We start from the raw sequence: 17,066 nt of genomic DNA on the forward strand, positions 1-17,066 counted from the left end.
ATGCAAGTCATTCTCCTCGAACGCGTCAACAAGCTCGGCCAGATGGGCGAGACGGTAAAGGTCAAGGACGGCTACGCCCGTAACTACCTGCTGCCGCTCGGCAAGGCACTGCGCGCCAATGAAGCCAACAAGAAGCGCTATGAGACCGAGCGCGTGCAGCTCGAAGCCCGCAACCTCGAGCGCAAGAGCGAAGCCCAGAAGATCGCCGACAAGCTCGAAGGCAAGTCCTTCATCGTCGTCCGCTCCGCTGGCGAAACCGGCCAGATGTACGGCTCGGTCGCTGCCCGCGACATCGCCGACATCGTGTCCGCCGAAGGCTTCAGCATCGGCCGCAACCAGGTCGATCTCAACACCCCGATCAAGATGATCGGCCTGCACAGCGTGGTTCTCCACCTGCACGCCGAAGTGACCGTCACGATCGAACTCAACGTCGCCCGCTCGGCCGACGAAGCCGCCCGCCAGGCAAAGGGCGAAAGCCTGACGTCGGCCGATGCCATCTACGGCGTCGACGAGGATGCATTGAAGCCGGAAGACTTCTTCGATGCCAGCCAGATGGACGACGGCGAAGAAATGTAAGATCGCACGATCTTTTGAGCGGTTCGCTCCTTTTTTCGAACGCCTCCGGAACCATCCGGGGGCGTTTTGCGTTTCCGCACGCATGTTAACCATATCACAAAACGGAATGGTTTCTTGTGCAAGTTTGAACAATTAGCCAATGAAGACCCATTGCCAAGTTGAGATTCTTTGATAAATTTTACTTTCCGTTAATGTTTTGGACATGCTTACCGCCCGGTGCGCCCTCCATTACGCCCGTCCGGCCTGCTGTCAGTTGTGTGTAATGCGCGTGGAGCTGACATATGAATCGCATTCTAGACCGCTTTATTGCGACCATCGTTCGCAAGGGTAATCTAACTCTCACATTCGCCGATGGTACGCGGCGCACCTATGGCGGAGGAACCGGCAAGCCGGTCCACATCCGCTTCAACACCAGCAAGGCGGAGTGGCTGGTCGTCTACAATCCCGAATACTATCTCGGAGAATGTTACGGCGACGGCGGGCTCGATATCGTCGAAGGCGATATGTACGATCTTCTGGAGACGGTGTTCACCGGCAATCCCGATGGCGAGTTCGAGTACAAGCCGTGGATGAAGCTGTTCGCCAAGATCCGCTACGCTTTCCGCTTCTTCAAGGAATACAATTTCGCCCAGCGCTCGCGCAAGAACGTGCAGCATCACTACGATCTGACCGGCGCGCTCTACGACCTGTTCCTCGATGGCGACCGGCAATATTCCTGCGCCTATTTCGAGACGCCGGACACCGATCTCGAAGAGGCGCAGCTCGCCAAGAAGCGGCATATCGCGGCCAAGATGGTGATGAACCGGCCGGGCCTTTCCACGCTCGACATCGGCTGCGGCTGGGGCGGCATGGCGCTCTATCTTGCGCGCAATCTCGGCGCCAAAGTCAAGGGCGTCACACTCTCCGACGAGCAGTTGGCAATCGCCCGCAAGCGCGCCGAGGATGGCGGCCTGAAGGATGAGATCCGCTTCGACCTGCAGGATTATCGCCATGTCGAGGAGAAGTTCGACCGCATCGTCTCCGTCGGCATGTTCGAGCATGTCGGCCGGCCGTTCTACGACACCTACTTCAAGAAGTCGGCGCAGCTTCTGAAAGAGGACGGCGTGATGCTGATGCACACGATCGGCCGTACCGATGTGCCGTCGACGACCAATCCGTTCATCGACAAGTATATCTTCCCCGGCGGCTATATCCCTGCCCTCTCCGAGGTGATGCCGGCGATCGAACGATCCGGCCTCAAGATCACCGACATCGAGATCCTGCGGCTGCATTACGCGGAAACGTTGAAGGCATGGCGCGAGCGCTTCATGGCGCGTCGCGAGGAGGCCAGGGCACTCTATGACGAGAAGTTCTGTCGCATCTGGGAGTTCTACCTCGCCTCTTCCGAAAGCGCCTTCCGCTGGCAGAACCTAGTGATCTTCCAGTTCCAGCTGGCGCACGACCAGGAAGCCGTGCCGCTGACGCGCGACTATATCCAGTCCTCGGAAAACTGCCTGCGCCAGACCGAGCAGAAGCAGCAGGCCGGCTCCGTCCGCTTCCCGCATGAGGCGGCCGAATAGCTGATTCTCCTTCATCCCTTTCAAAAGGCCCGCACTTCCGCTGCGGGCCTTTTTGTTCTATATATGTTCGCCGCGAGTCGCTTGATGCGAGTCAACGGAAAGATGTGTCAATGGCGATCTTATCCACGGTCAGCTTGATGCTGTGGACATCGGCTACAGCTTAATGAATTGGCAAGATTCATCTGCGTCTTGGGGGCCAACCGGTCTATAGGATCGGGGCCTTCAAGACAGAATTGTGACGGACAGCATAATGAAAGACGCCGCGCGGAAACTCGCCGCCATCAGCAATACCGATGCCACCCCGCATTACCGCGAAGCCCCGAACAATCTCGAGGCGGAGCAGGCGCTGCTGGGCGCCATGCTGGTCAACAACGACGCCTTCTACCGGGTGTCGGACTTCCTCAAGCCGGTGCATTTCAACGAGCCTCTGCACCGCCGGATCTTCGAAGTCGCAGGCGATATCATCCGCATGGGCAAGACCGCCAATCCGGTGACGATCAAGACATTCCTGCCGGCCGACGACAAGGTGGGCGACCTGACCGTCGCGCAATATCTGGCCCGCCTTGCCGCCGACGCCGTCTCGATCATCAATGCGGAGGATTATGGCCGCGCGATCTATGATCTGGCACTGCGCCGGTCGCTGATCACCATCGGCGAGGACATGGTCAACATCGCTTTCGATGCGCCGCTCGACATGCCGCCGCAGACCCAGATCGAGGACACCGAGCGGCGCCTGTTCGAACTTGCCGAGACCGGCCGCTACGACGGTGGGTTCCAGGCGTTTTCGGATGCCGTGGCGCAGGCGATCGACATGGCGGGCGCGGCCTTCGAGCGCGAAGGCCATCTCTCCGGCATCTCCACCGGTATCGTGTCACTAGACTCCAAGATGGGCGGTCTGCAGCGCTCCGACTTGATCGTGCTGGCCGGACGTCCCGGCATGGGCAAAACGTCGCTCGCCACAAATATTGCTTACAACATTGCCGCGGCATACGAGCCGGAAGTCCTGCCGGACGGCTCCTTCAAGGCGAGGAATGGCGGCGTTGTCGGCTTCTACTCGCTCGAAATGTCCTCCGAGCAGCTGGCCACCCGTATCATCTCCGAGCAGACGGAGGTCTCCTCCTCGAAAATCCGGCGCGGTGACATTACCGAAGCGGATTTCGAGAAGCTCGTCGCATGTTCGCAGATGATGCAGAAGATTCCGCTTTTCATCGACCAGACCGGCGGTATCTCGATCGCGCAGCTTTCAGCCCGTGCCCGTCGCCTGAAGCGCCAGCGCGGCCTCGATTGCCTCGTCGTCGACTATATCCAGCTGATGACCGGCTCCGGCAAATCCGGCGAGAACCGCGTGCAGGAAGTGACCCAGATCACCACCGGCCTCAAGGCGCTCGGCAAGGAACTCGGCGTGCCGATCATCGCGCTGTCCCAGCTGTCGCGTCAGGTGGAAAGCCGTGACGACAAGCGCCCCCAGCTCTCCGACCTTCGCGAATCGGGCTCGATCGAACAGGACGCGGACGTCGTGCTCTTCGTGTTCCGCGAGGAATATTACGTAAAGAACGCCGAGCCGCGTGATCCCGACGATCCGAAATACACGGAATGGGAACAAAACATGGACAAGGTCAAGGGCACTGCCGACGTGATCATCGCCAAGCAGCGCCACGGACCAACCGGCACGGTAAAACTCGCCTTCCAGGCGGAATTCACCCGCTTCACCGACCTCGCGGACCCGAGCTTTACGCAATACGAGCATTGAGGACTAGGTCGTGTGGACTCTTGGGATTCCCAAGGCTGAGCAAATCAGATTCAAGACTGTCTTTTGGAGGCAGTCATGGGTGTATTGGACCGGTTGATCCTTCGGGACGAGCAGTGGGAGCGGATATCGCCGCACATCATTGGTGACGATCGCACGCGCGGTTCGTCCGGTCGCGACAATCGTATGTTCGTGGAAGCAGTGCTTTGGATCGTGCGCACCGGCTCACCCTGGCGTGACCTGCCGGAGGTGTTCGGCGAGTGGAACAGTGTCTTCCGCCGCTTCAGCCGCTGGAGCGAGAAGGGCATCTGGTGGCGCATGTTTGCGGCGATGTCCGATGATCCGGACTTCGAGTATCTGATCGTCGATTCCACCATCATCCGCGCTCATCAGCACGCCGCCGGCGCAAAAAGGGGGCTGAAGATCAAGCCCTTGGCCGCTCTCGCGGCGGACTGAGCACCAAAATCCACATGGCGGTGCGTGGTCTCGGCTGCCCGGTCCGCTTCACACTGACCGCCGGCCAGAAAGGCGATGCGCCACAAGCCGATGTCCTGATCGAGGGCCTGCCTGCCGATATCGTCATGGCCGACACCGCCTATGACAGCGACCGTCTGCGCGACGCCATCGCGGACAAAGGCGCTGTGGCGGTGATCCCCAACAATCCCTCCCGTGCTCAGAAATACCCGCTCGACAAGGACCTCTATGCCCAGCGCCACCTCATTGAATGCTGCTTCTCCAAGCTCAAGCACTTCCGCAGGGTCGCGACACGTTTCGAGAAAACCGCACGAAACTACCTAGCCGTCGTCACAATCGCAGCTATCGTACTATGGATCAGGTAAGTGTCCACACGACCTAGGCCGGGGCGTTTGAAAATGATGCAAACTGCATTACTCTTTGATCTCTGTACTGGAGATCACCGCGATGGCCACGTTGACTGTTACGACAAGGAGTCAGGTGACCTTTCCTAAGGAAGCGCTGCAACATCTTGGCATAGAACCGGGCGGCAAGATCCATCTGGATTTGCTTCCCGACGGCCGAGCACAATTGAGTGCCGCTCAACCGAAAGGTCCCGTCAGTGACTTACGCGGCTCCTTGCGCGGCAAGACCAATGGCCGGAGGCTTTCAATCGAGGAAATCGGTGAGGCGACAACCGAGGCTGGTTCTCGACTGGCGTTGAACAAGTGACATTTGTCGAACACCACGGCCGGTGGGTAAGCCTCCTGACAACCTAAAGCCCAACCGCCCGCAACGCCACCACCGTCCCCACCCCAATCGCCACGCAGGCCAGCAACGGCAGGCGCAACGCCGCAAGCGCCGTCACCGCACAGGCGATTGTCTCGGCAAGGCCCGTCGCAAGAGCGGTCGGCGCGATCACCGCCATCAGCACCGCCGGCGGGATGGCATCGAGCGCTTCGCGGGTCTGCTCGCCGATCGAGATGTAGCGCAGCAGGAACACGCCGGAAACGCGCGTGAGGATCGTCGCCACGGCCATGGCAAGGATCGCGAGGAATGTGTTGAGATCGATCGTCATTGCGCCACCACCACCTTTCTGAACCGCCCGGTGACGACTGCCGCCACCAGACCTGCCGCGGCACCGGCCGCGATGTACCAGGCGCCGGGAACCAGGTAATGCACCAGGATCGAGGCCAGCGCGCTCGCGATCAGCACCATGCCGGTCGCCGGGCCTTTCCAGAAGCCCATGACCAGCACGATGAAGACGGCCGGAAAGGCGAAATCCAGGCCGATCACGGCGGGATCGCCGAGGAAGGCGCCAAGCAGCGCACCGGCCAGGCTGCAGGCGATCCAGTTGAGATAGAAGAACACCGAGAGGCCGGCGAAGAAGGCGGGCGTCAACTTGGTCTTGCGGGCCCGCGCCTCGGCCATCGCCCAGTTCTCGTCGGCCATCACGAGCACGGCGAGATATTTCTGCCAGGGCGAGAAGGCGTCCATCTTGCGGCCGAGCGAGGCACCCATCAGGACGTGGCGGATGTTGACGAGCAGCGCCGCGAAGCCGAGCGCCGTCCAGCTCGCCGGATGGCTCCAGATGTCCATCGCCACGAACTGCGAGCCACCGGCAAACACCATGGCGCTCATCAAGGTCGCTTCCAGCGGCGACAGCCCCTTGGCGGCCGCGACGGCACCGAAGACGAGGCCGATCGGCATGGCGGCGACGATGATCGGTGCGATGGTTTTCACACCGGCGGTAAATTCCGCTTTCCGGGTCATGAATTCTCCTGATTGGTTGCACACTCATTAGCCAAGGGCATAACGCGCGTCTTGAACGAAAGTGCTCGGAGGATGAAGAAAATCAGCCGTTGCGGAAGACGGCGGGCGTCACACCGGTGCGCGCCTTGAAGTGACGCGTGAAATGCGCCTGATCAGCGAACCCGCATTGCAGGGCCACTTCAGACGGCGATGCGCCTTCGCGCAGCATGCGCCGCGCCTGGCGGACGCGCATGTCGGTCTGGAAGGCATGCGGAGTGATGAAGAACTCGCGCCGGAAAGCCCGGATCAGATGCGCGCGGCTGAGCCCCGCCACGCCTGCCAATTCCTCGAGCCCGATATCGCCATCGAAATTCTCGGCGAGATAGTCCCTCGCCCGCTCCACGCCGGTGCGGCCCGTCTCCGCAGGCGGCGAGATGATGACGCTGCCATACTGGGCGAACATCCGCGAGAGCACATTGTACATCGCCTCCTCGGCGGCGAGCGGCTCGTCTCCCGCTTCCACCAGCCTGTGGGCATAATGAAACGCCTGGGCGAGGTCCGGATCGTGCAGGAGCTGTCGCGAGAAGCTCGGCGTGCCCTGGAAGATGCGGCCCGTCACGTCTTCGAGAATTCCGGTCAGCATCCCGATCTCCGGATAGATCATCCGGTAACGATAGCCATCGCTGATGCCGGGCGCGCCATCGTGAATCTCGCCGGGATTGAGCAGGTAGAGCGCCCCTGGGCCCGTGAACTCGCGTTCGCCGCGGATGCAGGAGATCTGGCAGCCGGATTCGATCGCGCCGATCGAGAACGTGTCATGGGCATGCGGCGCGAATGCGTGGGTGATGAAGGTCGCCGTCATGCATTCCATGTCCCGGAAGGGCTTGGCCCGCCAGAAACTGGTCTTTTCCTTCGCCGTCACCGGCACGGCTTCCGTCGCCTGCGATTGAGAGACATTCTGCATGGTGGCTCAAATACCGCATTTTCACTCAACCGTCTTGAACAAAAGTGCTGTTTCTAAGCGAATTAAACGATTTCAATCGGTTACAGACAAAATTCTGGCTTTTGTAGCGCAATTGTACCGCAGTTTTCCGAAATTGCGGTACAAGCCAGCTTCTATCTTTGTGCATCGATGTAGGTTGATGTAGCCCTCGGCAAAAACTGACAGGTGCCGCGACTGGATCGCGGCAGCGGTGTTGGATGCTGCGGGGCGCGTCGTGGGACGCGCCTGCGGGTGCAAATCCCGCCCTGTCCTTCGTCTTTGCGGAATTGCCCGCCCCGGGCTATCATGGCCTTATGCACCGCCACCAGCCCACCGCCCCCGAGAAACTGGCCAGCATGCTCGTTGGCCTCCGCCAATGCGGTATGAGCCCCTCGGCCATGAGACCAGCAGTGTCCGCCGTGTCGATCCCGGCTCCAGTGAAACTACATTACTCGAATCTGCGACCTATATCACCGCACAGTGACTCAAGATAACCGGAAGGTATCGCTGTTCCTTGGGATCATCGTCGCTCTCGACAGCATGTGCGCTGGCCGGCAGATATGGGCTAAAGAACAGGAAATTGCGGTGAACCAGGGGCGTTCATGGCGGAAAGCGAATCCCTCTAAGCGCGCTCGGCCAGTTGTTCAAAAGCCAGACTCTTCCAGCCCCCCTATCCGATGGCTGCAATTGGCCGAAGCGGACATTTAAGTCCTGCCATCGAACGACGGCTTCGCGCCCTCATCTCGGTCATTGAACCTGTTTTGCCCGCCGGTCACAAGTGGACATTCGAGCAGCTAGGCAAGTTGGCACCCTCGCGCCAGGAGCGGTCAATGTTCCATGCTATGACCCCGACTAGGTCGACAATCTGAAAAACACCGAACGGTGCCGAACCTACCATCCGTCTTGATCGAGAGACTCAGGTCGCATCTCGTTTCGGTGCGTCGCTTTGCGATGTCACTCCGCGCATTACCGCAAATACCGCGCCGACCATGCCACCAATGACGACGCCCGCCGACCCGCCGGCCAATGCGGCCAGGATGCAATAACCCAGCAATGCAAAGCTTATGCCCGGCGACACAACCAGGGCCGCCACCACGCCCAAAAGCGCACCGACCGCGCCGAACGCGAAACCAAGACCCATTACCGCGTCGGACGGGTCAACGACCCGCGCAACAGGCTTGCCGTCCACGTGAGATGGCGTCACGCCTGCTCTCGCGCGTATTTTCTCGCTCATATCTCACTCCTGTCATTCCGTCCCAAAGCACATGGGACCTGTGTTCGTTGTCACCCATGAAATCAGACGCTTGCGTCTTCGTCGTCGAGCAGTATCCGTTCGGCCGCTCCGTCGAGATCATCATATTGCTTCGTGCGCATGGACCAGAGGAACGCCAACAGCCCAGCGGCGCCCATCGCGATGGTGAGAGGCACCAGAACCACAAGCGCATTCATATCGCCACCTCTGCGAGTTGGCTTGACCGCAAGGCTTGATCTCGGCTCTTTTCCGCCACTGGCGCAGCCAACCGCAGCGCGTTCGCCACGACGAGTATGGAAGACGTCGACATGGCAACCGCCGCCATGAGTGGTGTTACAAACCCTGCCAGCGCGAGCGGAAGGCTGAGGGCGTTGTAGACAACCGCAAGCCCAAAATTCTGCTTGACAAGCCTCGCGGCTTTTCTCGCGGCCTCCATTGCGTCGAAGACGACCGACAGATTGCTGTCCAGGAACACGAAATCGGCGGCACTCCGGCCGATGTCACTGGCCGACGCCGGTGCCATCGAGACATACGCTGCCCGCAATGATGGCGCATCGTTTATTCCATCGCCGACCATCAAGACCTTGCGGCCCTTTGACTGCAGATCGGTGATCGCCCTAACTTTATCACCTGGCAGCAGTTCCGGCTCGAACCTTTCGATTCCCACGGAACAGGCAATGGATGCGACGGCCTGCTGGGAATCCCCGGATAGAATTTGAACGTCGATCCGCTTGGACCGCAGGGCTTGGACCAAGCCGGCCGCACCTGGGCGTATTGTTTCGCCGAATACGAATTCCGCGAGTGCCTCGTCATTCTTTGAAAGAATGACGCTGGATGCCGGGCTGACGATGGGCGGAGCGTCGGGGGTCGCTGCCCAATTCCTTCTTCCCAGACGATAGATGTCGGCTCCGATGGTTGCTTCGAGCCCGAATCCCGCGATCTCTTGCACGCCGTCGAAAGCCACGACCTCCAATCCCGACTTGGTTTGAGCCAGCCTCAACGCTTTCGACAACGGGTGCCCCGACAGCCGTCCCATCGATCCGGCGATGGCAAGGCGTGCGTCGGTTATTTGATGCGAGTTCAGAAGCGCCGATTCTCCCGTGGTCAGCGTTCCGGTCTTGTCGAACACCACGATATCGATTTCGGCCAGTCGCTCGAACGCGGAGCCATCCGTTGCCATCACCCCGCGATCGAACAAGCGGCGCGCAAGCACCACCTGGACCATGGGGACAGCAAGGCCCAATGCGCAGGGGCAGGTTATGACGAGAACGGCAATTGCGATCGTCAGCGCGCGATGAATGTCGCCGGAGGCATAAAGCCAACCGGCGAACGCCAGAAACGACAAGAAGTGCACAACTGGAGCGTAGAGGGAAGCAGCGCGGTCCGCGAGACGACGATAGTGTGAACGGCCATCCTCGGCCGCCGCGAGCATGTTTGCCATTTCCGACAGCAGCGAATCTCCAGGGGCGACGGAGGACTTGAACATGAATGGACCGCCGCGGTTGATCTCCCCCGCGCGAACTTCGCTGTCAGGATCGATGGGCTTCCATGCGCTTTCGCCTGTAACCAGCGACGCGTCGAGTTCGGAGCGACCTTCGACGACGATCCCGTCCGTCGGCACCCGGCCTCCCGCAGTCACAAGCAAGCGCATCCCCGGGCGAACATCGGCCAAGGGAAGATAGTCGACCGATCCGTCGTCCGACACTACGTTTGCGCCTTGAGGCATCAGGCGCGCCAGTCCCGCCACTGCCGATTTCGCTTTGCTCCGCATCGTGTGGTCAAGCAGCCGTCCGCCCAGCAGCACGAACAAAAGGGATGTGCCGGCCTCGAAGTAGGCCTGCGGCGCATTCGTGACGGTGTCATAGACGCTTAGACCGAACGACAGAAGCACGCCCACGCTGATGGGTACGTCCATGTTCATCCGGCCGTGCATGATTGCGCGCCACGCCGAAATGTAAAACGAACTCCCCGCGTAGAGGATCGCGGGGAGAGCCAGGCCTGCCGACAGCAGATGAAAGGCTTGGCGCGTTCCCACGTCCGCACCCGCCCAGACCGATACCGATAGCAGCATGATATTCATGGCACAGAAGCCCGCGACCGCGAGCGCACGCAGAAGGTGGGCCTGCACCCGATCCTCACCGTCCACTTCGGAACTCGGCAGATGTGAGGAGTATCCGACACCTGCAAGCGTACCGATAAGATCAGGCGCCTGTCCGCTTTTGGTTCTCCAGTTCACCACGACCGTCCGCGTGGACAAGTTCGCGCGCGCCAACTCCACCCCGTCAACCGCGGATAGCGACTTTTCGAGAGAGCGAATGCAGGAGGCGCAATGCATCTCTGGGACAGACAATGTCGACTGTCGAAGTCCGCCGCCCAAATCCCTGCTGGCGAGAGCAAGTTCCGCAGGCGTGCATCGGCTCTCCCGTCCTGCATCAGCCAGTCCTATGCCGGAGGAGCAGCAGGTCATGGCAGGCTACCGCATTTCTTTATAGGCGTGCCAGGTCGCGTGGCCGAGCCAGGGGAAGATGATGATCAACCCGACGAGTCCGGTCGCGACACTGACTAGAAACAGGACGAGGACGATCGCACCCCAGATGAGCATGGGATTGAGATTGTTCCAGACTATCGCCATGCTCACGCCCATCGCGGTCAGCGCATCGACCTGGCGGTCCAGAAGCATCGGAATCGAGAATACGCTGACGGCGAACGCGAATGCCGCAAACAGCGCTCCGACGACACTGCCGACGACGAGCATCGCCCAGCCTGTGGGTGTCGTAAACAACATCTCCGTCACGTGGTCCAGTCCTGGGAACGGTCGCACGCCGAAGAACAGCGCGTAGACGATAACCGCGGCTCGCATCCAAACAAGCATCAGCATCGTGAGAAGCATTCCGGTGAAGAACACCTGCGCGCCCGCGCGAGGTTTTACAGCTATCATCGAGTAGAGAGTAACCCGCTCTCCTTTCTCGATATTCCGGCTCTTGAGATAAAGCCCGGCGGCCACGAGAGGGCCGACAATCATAAAACCCGCCAATGCGGGAAAGAGAAAATAGTCGCGTCCTGTGTCGATCATATAGACGATGAAGACGAGCGAGCCGATGAACACGGCCGCCCCATACAGCAAGCTCGGCATGGGATCTGTCCAGAGATCGCGCCATCCATACCCCAGCCAACGAAATGGCGCGCCATAGGACAGGCCGCGCTGATATTTGACGTTGCGGGTCTCTTCGATACCCGACACCTCGGAAACCAGCGCGGGCGTGCCTTCTCTAGTGGCCATCACAATCTCCTGACATCAACATGCCGATTTGGCGGCGCGGTATTGTCCTGGCGCATCGCCCCTGTCCTTGAGATGGGCAACACAGTCGGGCTGCGAGGAAACGGCGACGTAGACGAGATGCGCATTCGCGGCCAATACCAGCAGCACGGCCGTTGCAAGCAACCATAGCGGCCAGAACCACCCTCGTTTCGCCGTCGCCGTCTCCGCCATTCACGGCTCCTTTTGTCCCAGCGCGTTTACGTAAAGCGCCAGGATTTTGATCTCGGCCGGCGACAGACGCTCGTCCCAGGTCGGCATGTGGCCTTGCCGTCCGCCGTGTATCGTGTCGATGATCCTTTGGAGGCTACCTCCGTAAACCCATCGGTTGTCGGTGAGGTTCGGCGCGCCCAATTCGGGATTGCCTTTGGCGTCCTTGCCGTGGCACGCTACGCAGGTCGTCTGGAAGACTTCACGGCCCTTGTCGATCTGACCAACGTTCTCGGCGGTAGACGAGGAAGGATCGCTCAGCGACCTGACATATGCGGCGACGTCGAGCACCTGCTGGCGGTCCAACATTTCGTCCTTCCCGAACGCGGGCATCATGCCGACGCGGGTCTCGGGATGCCGCGAATTGACGCCCACGGTCAGGGTCTGCTGGATTTTCTCCGGACCTCCGCCCCAAATCCAGTCGTCATCGGTCAGGTCCGGGTAGTTGCTGCCGCCCTTGCCGTCGCGACCGTGACAAGCGGCACAGTTGTCGCCGAAGAGCTGGTGACCAGTGGTACGGACCGTCGTCATGAGCCCTTCATCGGCCCTTATCTGGTCGTATGACATCGCCTCGATCTTCTTGACCCATGGCAAGCGAGCGTTAACGCCTTCGCGCAGCGTCTCTTCCACGGTGGATTTCTGGTCCACACCTAGAAGTCCCTTCGTGTAGGTCTTGCCAAGTGGCCAGGTCGGCAGCAGGAACCACCAGAGCACTGCGAAAATATGCGTAACGATGAGAAAGAGGAGCACGCCCCGGGGGATCGGCGTGTCCAATTCCTTGATGCCGTTCCAGATGTGCCCTGTCGTTTCCCGACCGCTGACGGGATCGACCTCCTCTACGTCCATGGGCCATCTCCCTCGTCGAATATCTCCTTCTCCGCGCGCTCGAACCGCTTCTTGTTCGATGGCAGGAAAGTGTAGATCACCACGCAGATCGAAAAACCGATCAGATAGAACAGGCCCCATGTCTTGGAGGCTTCGACGAGCGTATCGTGACTGAAATCCATCTCGTCCTCCTAATCGTTGGGGTTGGGCACCTGTTCCGGTGCTGCGGGGTTTTCGTAGGCGGCTTTCGTCAACTGACCGAGCACCTGGAGATAGGCGACAAGCGCATCCATTTCGGTGACATTCGTTGTTACGCCATCGAAGGCGGAAATCTGAGTTGCTTCCCCGTAGCGTTCGGAAACGCCAGTCGACTGGTCGCTATCGGGAACGGCCTGCCCATGAGCGTCGCTCGAAGCGTTGGCGATCATCTCTTCCGTGTATGGTACGCCGACCCGTCTCTGCGCCCGAAGCTTGAGCGAGAGATCGCTGACATCCAGTGGCGTAGTCGCCAACCATCTGTAAGAAGGCATGTTGGATTCCGGTACGACGTCACGAGGATTGTTCAGGTGGGCGACATGCCAGAAGTCCGAGTATTTGCCGCCGATGCGTGCGAGGTCCGGCCCCGTTCGTTTGGAACCCCAGAGCATCGGATGGTCGTATTGCGACTCGACGGCGAGAGAGTACGGACCGTATCGCTCGACTTCGTCGCGCAACGTCCTGATCATCTGGCTGTGACAGGCGTAACAACCCTCGCGAAGGTAGATGTCGCGCCCGGCGAGCTCCAGCGGCGTGTATAGCCGCATGTCTTTCACCTGCTCTACCGTATCGTCAACCGTGAACAGAGGTGCAATCTCCACGATCCCGCCGACGCTGGCGGCAGCGACGATGGCGAGCATGAACCCAGTGGCCGACCGTTCCAGCTTTCTGTGCATCAGGTCCGGCATCGGTCTACTCCGCAGGCGATGGGGTTGCGACGGGGCGATCGCCAAGAGGCAAGTCTTCTCCCGCCGACGATGGTGCGGGCGCTGGCGTCCGAACCGTCATCCAGACATTGTAGGATGCGACGATCGCGCCGATCAGGAAGAGCAAGCCGCCGAATGCACGCGCGATGTAATAGGGGTACATGGCCACGAGGGTATCGACGAAAGAGTAGGCCAAGGTGTCGTCCTGCGTGTAGGTTCGCCACATCAAGCCCTGGATGATGCCCGAGTTCCACATTGCGAAGACGTAAATCAGCGTTCCGACGAGCGCGAGCCAGAAATGCACCTCGACCAACCCCGCCGAATACATCCTCTCTCGTTTCCAGATGGACGGGACGAGTGTGTAGAGCGCTCCGAATGTGATCATCGCAACCCAGCCCAATGCTCCCGCATGCACGTGACCGACCGTCCAGTCCGTATAGTGCGAGAGCGAATTCACCGGGCGAATAGCCATGAACGAACCCTCGAAGGTGGAGAGTCCGTAGAAGAAGGCGGCCATCATCATAAAGCGCAGCGTTGCGTCGTCCCGAACCTTGTCCCATGCGCCATTGAGCGTGAGCAGCGCATTCCCGGCCGAGGCCCAGGACGGCACGAGCAGCATCACCGAGAACGTCATCCCAAGGTTTTGCACCCAGTGCGGCAGCGCGGTGTAATGCAGATGGTGCGATCCCGCCCACATGTAGAAGAAGGTGATGCCCCAGAAGCTCAGGATCGAAAGACGATATGAGAATATCGGGCGTTGGGCCCGCTTGGGAAGATAGTAGTAGAGCATCCCCAGGAAGCCCGCGGTGAGGAAGAAGGCCACCGCATTGTGGCCGTACCACCACTGGACCATGGAGTCCTGCACCCCGGCCCAGACGGTATAGCTCTTGGCATGGGTAAACGAGATGGGCACCGCGAGGTTGTTCACGATATGGAGAATGGCGACAACGAGAATGAATGCCAGATAATACCAGTTGGCGACATATATGTGCGGCTCTTTGCGGCGCGCCAGAGTTCTCACATATAGAATGAAGTAGGTAACCCAGACGATCACCAGCCAGAAGTCTGCGTACCATTCCGCCTCCGCGTATTCCTTCGACTGGGTGACGCCGAGGAAATATCCCGAGATTGCGATAAGACAGAAAAGATTGAAGCCCAGAAGGACAAACCAGGGAGAGAACTGATCGGCAAGGCGCGCGCGCGAAGTCCGCTGGACAACGTGGTAGGACGTGGTGATCAGGGCATTCCCGCCGAAGCCGAAGATGACGCCGGACGTGTGCGCCGGGCGGATTCGGCCGAAGCTCGCCCAGGCCGTGTCGAAGTTCAGGCTTGGCCACGCGAGTTGGGCGGCCGCCCAGACACCGATGAACATTCCGAAAATCGCCCAGATGAGTGTAAGCGCCACACCGACCTTGATGGGGTCGTCGTAATATTTGCTGAAGCGGGCAGGGTCGGGCTCTGGTCCGAAGGAGCTTGAAATCAAGAGGAAGAGCAAGCCGACGCTGACGAGAAAAATCATACCGCCGTGGATGCCCAACGGATCGTTCTGGCCAACCGCTGCCATGGCGATTCCCAAAATCGCCAACCCGATCAGAATCGCGGCCCCTAGAGCGCGTTCGCCGGATGTCAACTGCCCCATCGAGTGTCCCCCTCTCGGTCGGCCCGAAGTAACAACCGCCCGGGATGCATGACGAGAAATCCCGATAGCTTGTAAACTTTACACCTAAACGCGCTACTTGCAATTGTTTCGGCGAGAATTGGTTTCAGATTATCGGCGACGGGTGGGAGAACATGACTGGATGCGGGACACCCTGAACATCGAGGCCTGCGGCGCTCGGTCCTCGCTTACGACGCACAACCGCTGCCTTGACACCTTCAGTAACGAATCGCAAAGCATCGGGCCGTGCAACTCGTGAGGATAGGTCAACTGAGACAAAGGCCCCGCCAAGATGACGAAAGATGCCGCACTGTCCGCTCGCCAGGAAGTTTTCGTAAATACGTTCGTTCATAGGGAGTAATCCGTTAGGACCACCCAGATGTCCGCTTTCTCGTTTGCTATCCTAGCAGCGGACGGTCTGCTTCCGGCCCCAAGACGGTCGTCTATTGCGAGGAGCTGACGTCAGCTCTTAGCGGTGCCTTGAGGACACATGCCAGAGTATTCGCTGGCTCCACCAAACGTTGCGATACATTTTAGATCGTTGTAAATCATTAGGCAGTTAACTTGAACAAAAGTGCTCATCCTTGCCCCCGCCGAGGTTTCTCATTAAGAGCGCGGCCATGGATATGCTGCCGCCTCAGACCAATACTTTCGATATCGCGCCGGCACGGCTGACGATCGATACCGGTGCGATCGTGGCCAACTGGCGGATGCTGGCGGAGCGCAGCGGCCGGGCGGAAACATCGGCGGTGCTGAAGGCGGATGCCTATGGCCTGGGTGCCGCGCCCGTTGCGCAAGCCTTGTCCCGGGCCGGCTGCCGGACCTTTTTCGCCGCAACGGTTACGGAAGGCGCCGATCTCCGCCGCACACTGCCGGATGCGCGTATCTTCGTTCTCTCGGGGCTTTGGGCCGGATGGGAGGAGCAGTGTTTCGCCTATGGTCTCATTCCCGTGATCGCCTCGGTCGAGCAACTCGATTTCTTCCGTGCGCTTGGCCGCGCGTACGCTTACGCACTTTACGTCGACACCGGCATGAATCGGCTTGGCCTGACCCCGGAAGAGGCCGCGCACCTGTCGGCATCCGGCGTTGCGGCTCCCGTGATGCTGATGAGCCATCTCGCCTGCTCCGACGAACAGGCCCATCCGTTGAACCGGCAACAGCTTGAATCCTTTCAGACGGTTAGCCGGCTTTTCCCAGGCGTTGAATCAAGCCTGTCGAGCTCGGCGGGCATCTTCCTCGGCTCCGAATATCATTTCGACCTCACTCGTCCCGGCATCGCGCTATATGGCGGCGAGTCTATCTGCGGCGCGGCCAATCCAATGCAGCAGGTCGTGACGGCCGAGGCACGCATCCTGCAGATCCGCGATGTCCCCGCCGGCGAAAAGGTCAGCTACGGCGCCACTCAAACACTCGCGCGCGACAGCCGGGTGGCCGTGGTGGGCGCGGGCTATGCGGATGGCTGGCACCGGTCGCTATCCGGCTCGGGCGTCGCACTGAGGCAGGCCGGATCGCCGGGCGCCTTCGGCTTCGTGGCAGATCGGAAAGTGCCTGTCATCGGCCGCGTCACCATGGACCTCACCATGTTCGACATCACCGATATCGAGAAATCGCGTGTGAAAACGGGCGATTACATCTCGCTCTTCGGAAACGGAATCACACTGGATGATGCCGCCCGCGCGGCGGGCACGATCGGCTACGAACTGCTGACGAGCCTGGGAAAGCGCTATGAGCGGCGTTATGTTTGAAACCTCTGCTTTGAAGTCCCTCTAATTGGA

The 17,066-nt window shown here is 60.0% G+C and carries 17 protein-coding genes, 1 tRNA gene and 1 pseudogene; 7 read left to right on the plus strand and 12 right to left on the minus strand.

What is annotated here, in order from left to right:
• From rplI to ACSQ26_RS13375, 5 genes and pseudogenes are all read left to right on the plus strand, one after another.
• Positions 1 to 576, plus strand: a complete 576-nt coding sequence (rplI, locus tag ACSQ26_RS13355) for a 50S ribosomal protein L9 (protein WP_436009496.1) — start codon at positions 1 to 3, stop codon at positions 574 to 576.
• Positions 577 to 857: 281 nt separating this feature from the next.
• A complete protein-coding gene (locus ACSQ26_RS13360; RefSeq protein ID WP_436009498.1) occupies positions 858 to 2,135 on the plus strand; it encodes a class I SAM-dependent methyltransferase in 1,278 nt (425 codons plus the stop codon).
• Positions 2,136 to 2,385: 250 nt separating this feature from the next.
• Positions 2,386 to 3,885 (plus strand): replicative DNA helicase, encoded by a 1,500-nt coding sequence (locus ACSQ26_RS13365; protein WP_436009500.1) that lies wholly within the window; start codon positions 2,386 to 2,388, stop codon positions 3,883 to 3,885.
• A 75-nt stretch (positions 3,886 to 3,960) separates the two neighbouring features.
• Positions 3,961 to 4,721: pseudogene (locus ACSQ26_RS13370) on the plus strand (IS5 family transposase).
• Between the two features lie 82 nt (positions 4,722 to 4,803).
• Positions 4,804 to 5,067, plus strand: a complete 264-nt coding sequence (locus ACSQ26_RS13375) for an AbrB/MazE/SpoVT family DNA-binding domain-containing protein (protein WP_436009502.1) — start codon at positions 4,804 to 4,806, stop codon at positions 5,065 to 5,067.
• A 43-nt stretch (positions 5,068 to 5,110) separates the two neighbouring features.
• Here ACSQ26_RS13375 and ACSQ26_RS13380 read toward each other — a convergent pair whose 3' ends face one another.
• The 3 genes from ACSQ26_RS13380 to ACSQ26_RS13390 all read right to left on the minus strand — a co-directional run bounded on the left by ACSQ26_RS13380 (position 5,111) and on the right by ACSQ26_RS13390 (position 7,051).
• Positions 5,111 to 5,413 carry an AzlD family protein gene (locus tag ACSQ26_RS13380; protein ID WP_436009504.1) on the minus strand — a complete coding sequence of 101 codons (303 nt, stop codon included), beginning with the start codon at positions 5,411 to 5,413 and terminating at the stop codon, positions 5,111 to 5,113.
• A complete protein-coding gene (locus tag ACSQ26_RS13385) occupies positions 5,410 to 6,108 on the minus strand; it encodes an AzlC family ABC transporter permease (protein ID WP_436009506.1) in 699 nt (232 codons plus the stop codon). The genes ACSQ26_RS13380 and ACSQ26_RS13385 overlap by 4 nt, the downstream gene beginning before the upstream one ends.
• 82 nt (positions 6,109 to 6,190) lie before the next feature.
• Complete coding sequence (locus ACSQ26_RS13390) at positions 6,191 to 7,051, minus strand: AraC family ligand binding domain-containing protein (RefSeq protein WP_436009508.1); 861 nt, start codon at positions 7,049 to 7,051, stop codon at positions 6,191 to 6,193.
• A 199-nt stretch (positions 7,052 to 7,250) separates the two neighbouring features.
• On the opposite strand from ACSQ26_RS13390, the gene ACSQ26_RS13395 reads away from it, so the two are divergent.
• Positions 7,251 to 7,342 (plus strand) — tRNA-Pro (locus ACSQ26_RS13395).
• Between the two features lie 643 nt (positions 7,343 to 7,985).
• Here ACSQ26_RS13395 and ACSQ26_RS13400 read toward each other — a convergent pair.
• From ACSQ26_RS13400 to ccoN, 9 genes are all read right to left on the minus strand, one after another.
• Entirely contained in the window at positions 7,986 to 8,303 is a 318-nt protein-coding gene (locus ACSQ26_RS13400) for a hypothetical protein (RefSeq protein WP_436009510.1), read from the minus strand.
• A 62-nt stretch (positions 8,304 to 8,365) separates the two neighbouring features.
• On the minus strand, positions 8,366 to 8,518 hold the full coding sequence (gene ccoS / locus ACSQ26_RS13405; protein ID WP_436009512.1) for a cbb3-type cytochrome oxidase assembly protein CcoS: 153 nt from the start codon (positions 8,516 to 8,518) through the stop codon (positions 8,366 to 8,368).
• Complete coding sequence (locus ACSQ26_RS13410; RefSeq protein WP_436009514.1) at positions 8,515 to 10,788, minus strand: heavy metal translocating P-type ATPase; 2,274 nt, start codon at positions 10,786 to 10,788, stop codon at positions 8,515 to 8,517. The genes ccoS and ACSQ26_RS13410 overlap by 4 nt, the downstream gene beginning before the upstream one ends.
• A gap of 6 nt (positions 10,789 to 10,794) precedes the next feature.
• Positions 10,795 to 11,601 carry a DUF2189 domain-containing protein gene (locus tag ACSQ26_RS13415; RefSeq protein ID WP_436009516.1) on the minus strand — a complete coding sequence of 269 codons (807 nt, stop codon included), beginning with the start codon at positions 11,599 to 11,601 and terminating at the stop codon, positions 10,795 to 10,797.
• Positions 11,602 to 11,616: 15 nt separating this feature from the next.
• The gene (locus tag ACSQ26_RS13420) at positions 11,617 to 11,811 is read right to left on the minus strand and encodes a hypothetical protein (RefSeq protein WP_436009518.1); all 195 of its coding nucleotides are present in this window, start codon (positions 11,809 to 11,811) and stop codon (positions 11,617 to 11,619) included.
• On the minus strand, positions 11,812 to 12,693 hold the full coding sequence (gene ccoP, locus ACSQ26_RS13425) for a cytochrome-c oxidase, cbb3-type subunit III (protein WP_436009520.1): 882 nt from the start codon (positions 12,691 to 12,693) through the stop codon (positions 11,812 to 11,814).
• A complete protein-coding gene (locus tag ACSQ26_RS13430) occupies positions 12,684 to 12,854 on the minus strand; it encodes a cbb3-type cytochrome c oxidase subunit 3 (RefSeq protein ID WP_436009522.1) in 171 nt (56 codons plus the stop codon). The genes ccoP and ACSQ26_RS13430 overlap by 10 nt, the downstream gene beginning before the upstream one ends.
• A 9-nt stretch (positions 12,855 to 12,863) precedes the next feature.
• Positions 12,864 to 13,616, minus strand: a complete 753-nt coding sequence (ccoO, locus tag ACSQ26_RS13435) for a cytochrome-c oxidase, cbb3-type subunit II (RefSeq protein WP_436009524.1) — start codon at positions 13,614 to 13,616, stop codon at positions 12,864 to 12,866.
• A gap of 4 nt (positions 13,617 to 13,620) precedes the next feature.
• Positions 13,621 to 15,273, minus strand: a complete 1,653-nt coding sequence (ccoN, locus tag ACSQ26_RS13440; RefSeq protein WP_436009526.1) for a cytochrome-c oxidase, cbb3-type subunit I — start codon at positions 15,271 to 15,273, stop codon at positions 13,621 to 13,623.
• Positions 15,274 to 15,911: 638 nt separating this feature from the next.
• Between ccoN and alr the strand changes: the two genes are divergently transcribed.
• Positions 15,912 to 17,036: an alanine racemase gene (alr, locus tag ACSQ26_RS13445; RefSeq protein WP_436009528.1), complete on the plus strand. Its 1,125-nt coding sequence runs from the start codon at positions 15,912 to 15,914 to the stop codon at positions 17,034 to 17,036.
• Positions 17,037 to 17,066: the final 30 nt, after the last annotated feature.

It is taken from the genome of Rhizobium sp. LjRoot254 (assembly GCF_964254105.1).
Lineage (GTDB): Bacteria > Pseudomonadota > Alphaproteobacteria > Rhizobiales > Rhizobiaceae > Rhizobium_E.

What these genes read in the sequence shown, in the direction of transcription:
- rplI (WP_436009496.1), top strand. Translation starts at nt 1, where the DNA reads ATGCAAGTCATTCTCCTCGAACGCGTCAACAAGCTCGGCCAGATGGGC.
- ACSQ26_RS13360 (WP_436009498.1), top strand. Translation starts at nt 858, where the DNA reads ATGAATCGCATTCTAGACCGCTTTATTGCGACCATCGTTCGCAAGGGT.
- ACSQ26_RS13365 (WP_436009500.1), top strand. Translation starts at nt 2,386, where the DNA reads ATGAAAGACGCCGCGCGGAAACTCGCCGCCATCAGCAATACCGATGCC.
- ACSQ26_RS13375 (WP_436009502.1), top strand. Translation starts at nt 4,804, where the DNA reads ATGGCCACGTTGACTGTTACGACAAGGAGTCAGGTGACCTTTCCTAAG.
- ACSQ26_RS13380 (WP_436009504.1), bottom strand. Translation starts at nt 5,413, where the DNA reads ATGACGATCGATCTCAACACATTCCTCGCGATCCTTGCCATGGCCGTG.
- ACSQ26_RS13385 (WP_436009506.1), bottom strand. Translation starts at nt 6,108, where the DNA reads ATGACCCGGAAAGCGGAATTTACCGCCGGTGTGAAAACCATCGCACCG.
- ACSQ26_RS13390 (WP_436009508.1), bottom strand. Translation starts at nt 7,051, where the DNA reads ATGCAGAATGTCTCTCAATCGCAGGCGACGGAAGCCGTGCCGGTGACG.
- ACSQ26_RS13400 (WP_436009510.1), bottom strand. Translation starts at nt 8,303, where the DNA reads ATGAGCGAGAAAATACGCGCGAGAGCAGGCGTGACGCCATCTCACGTG.
- ccoS (WP_436009512.1), bottom strand. Translation starts at nt 8,518, where the DNA reads ATGAATGCGCTTGTGGTTCTGGTGCCTCTCACCATCGCGATGGGCGCC.
- ACSQ26_RS13410 (WP_436009514.1), bottom strand. Translation starts at nt 10,788, where the DNA reads ATGACCTGCTGCTCCTCCGGCATAGGACTGGCTGATGCAGGACGGGAG.
- ACSQ26_RS13415 (WP_436009516.1), bottom strand. Translation starts at nt 11,601, where the DNA reads ATGGCCACTAGAGAAGGCACGCCCGCGCTGGTTTCCGAGGTGTCGGGT.
- ACSQ26_RS13420 (WP_436009518.1), bottom strand. Translation starts at nt 11,811, where the DNA reads ATGGCGGAGACGGCGACGGCGAAACGAGGGTGGTTCTGGCCGCTATGG.
- ccoP (WP_436009520.1), bottom strand. Translation starts at nt 12,693, where the DNA reads ATGGACGTAGAGGAGGTCGATCCCGTCAGCGGTCGGGAAACGACAGGG.
- ACSQ26_RS13430 (WP_436009522.1), bottom strand. Translation starts at nt 12,854, where the DNA reads ATGGATTTCAGTCACGATACGCTCGTCGAAGCCTCCAAGACATGGGGC.
- ccoO (WP_436009524.1), bottom strand. Translation starts at nt 13,616, where the DNA reads ATGCCGGACCTGATGCACAGAAAGCTGGAACGGTCGGCCACTGGGTTC.
- ccoN (WP_436009526.1), bottom strand. Translation starts at nt 15,273, where the DNA reads ATGGGGCAGTTGACATCCGGCGAACGCGCTCTAGGGGCCGCGATTCTG.
- alr (WP_436009528.1), top strand. Translation starts at nt 15,912, where the DNA reads ATGGATATGCTGCCGCCTCAGACCAATACTTTCGATATCGCGCCGGCA.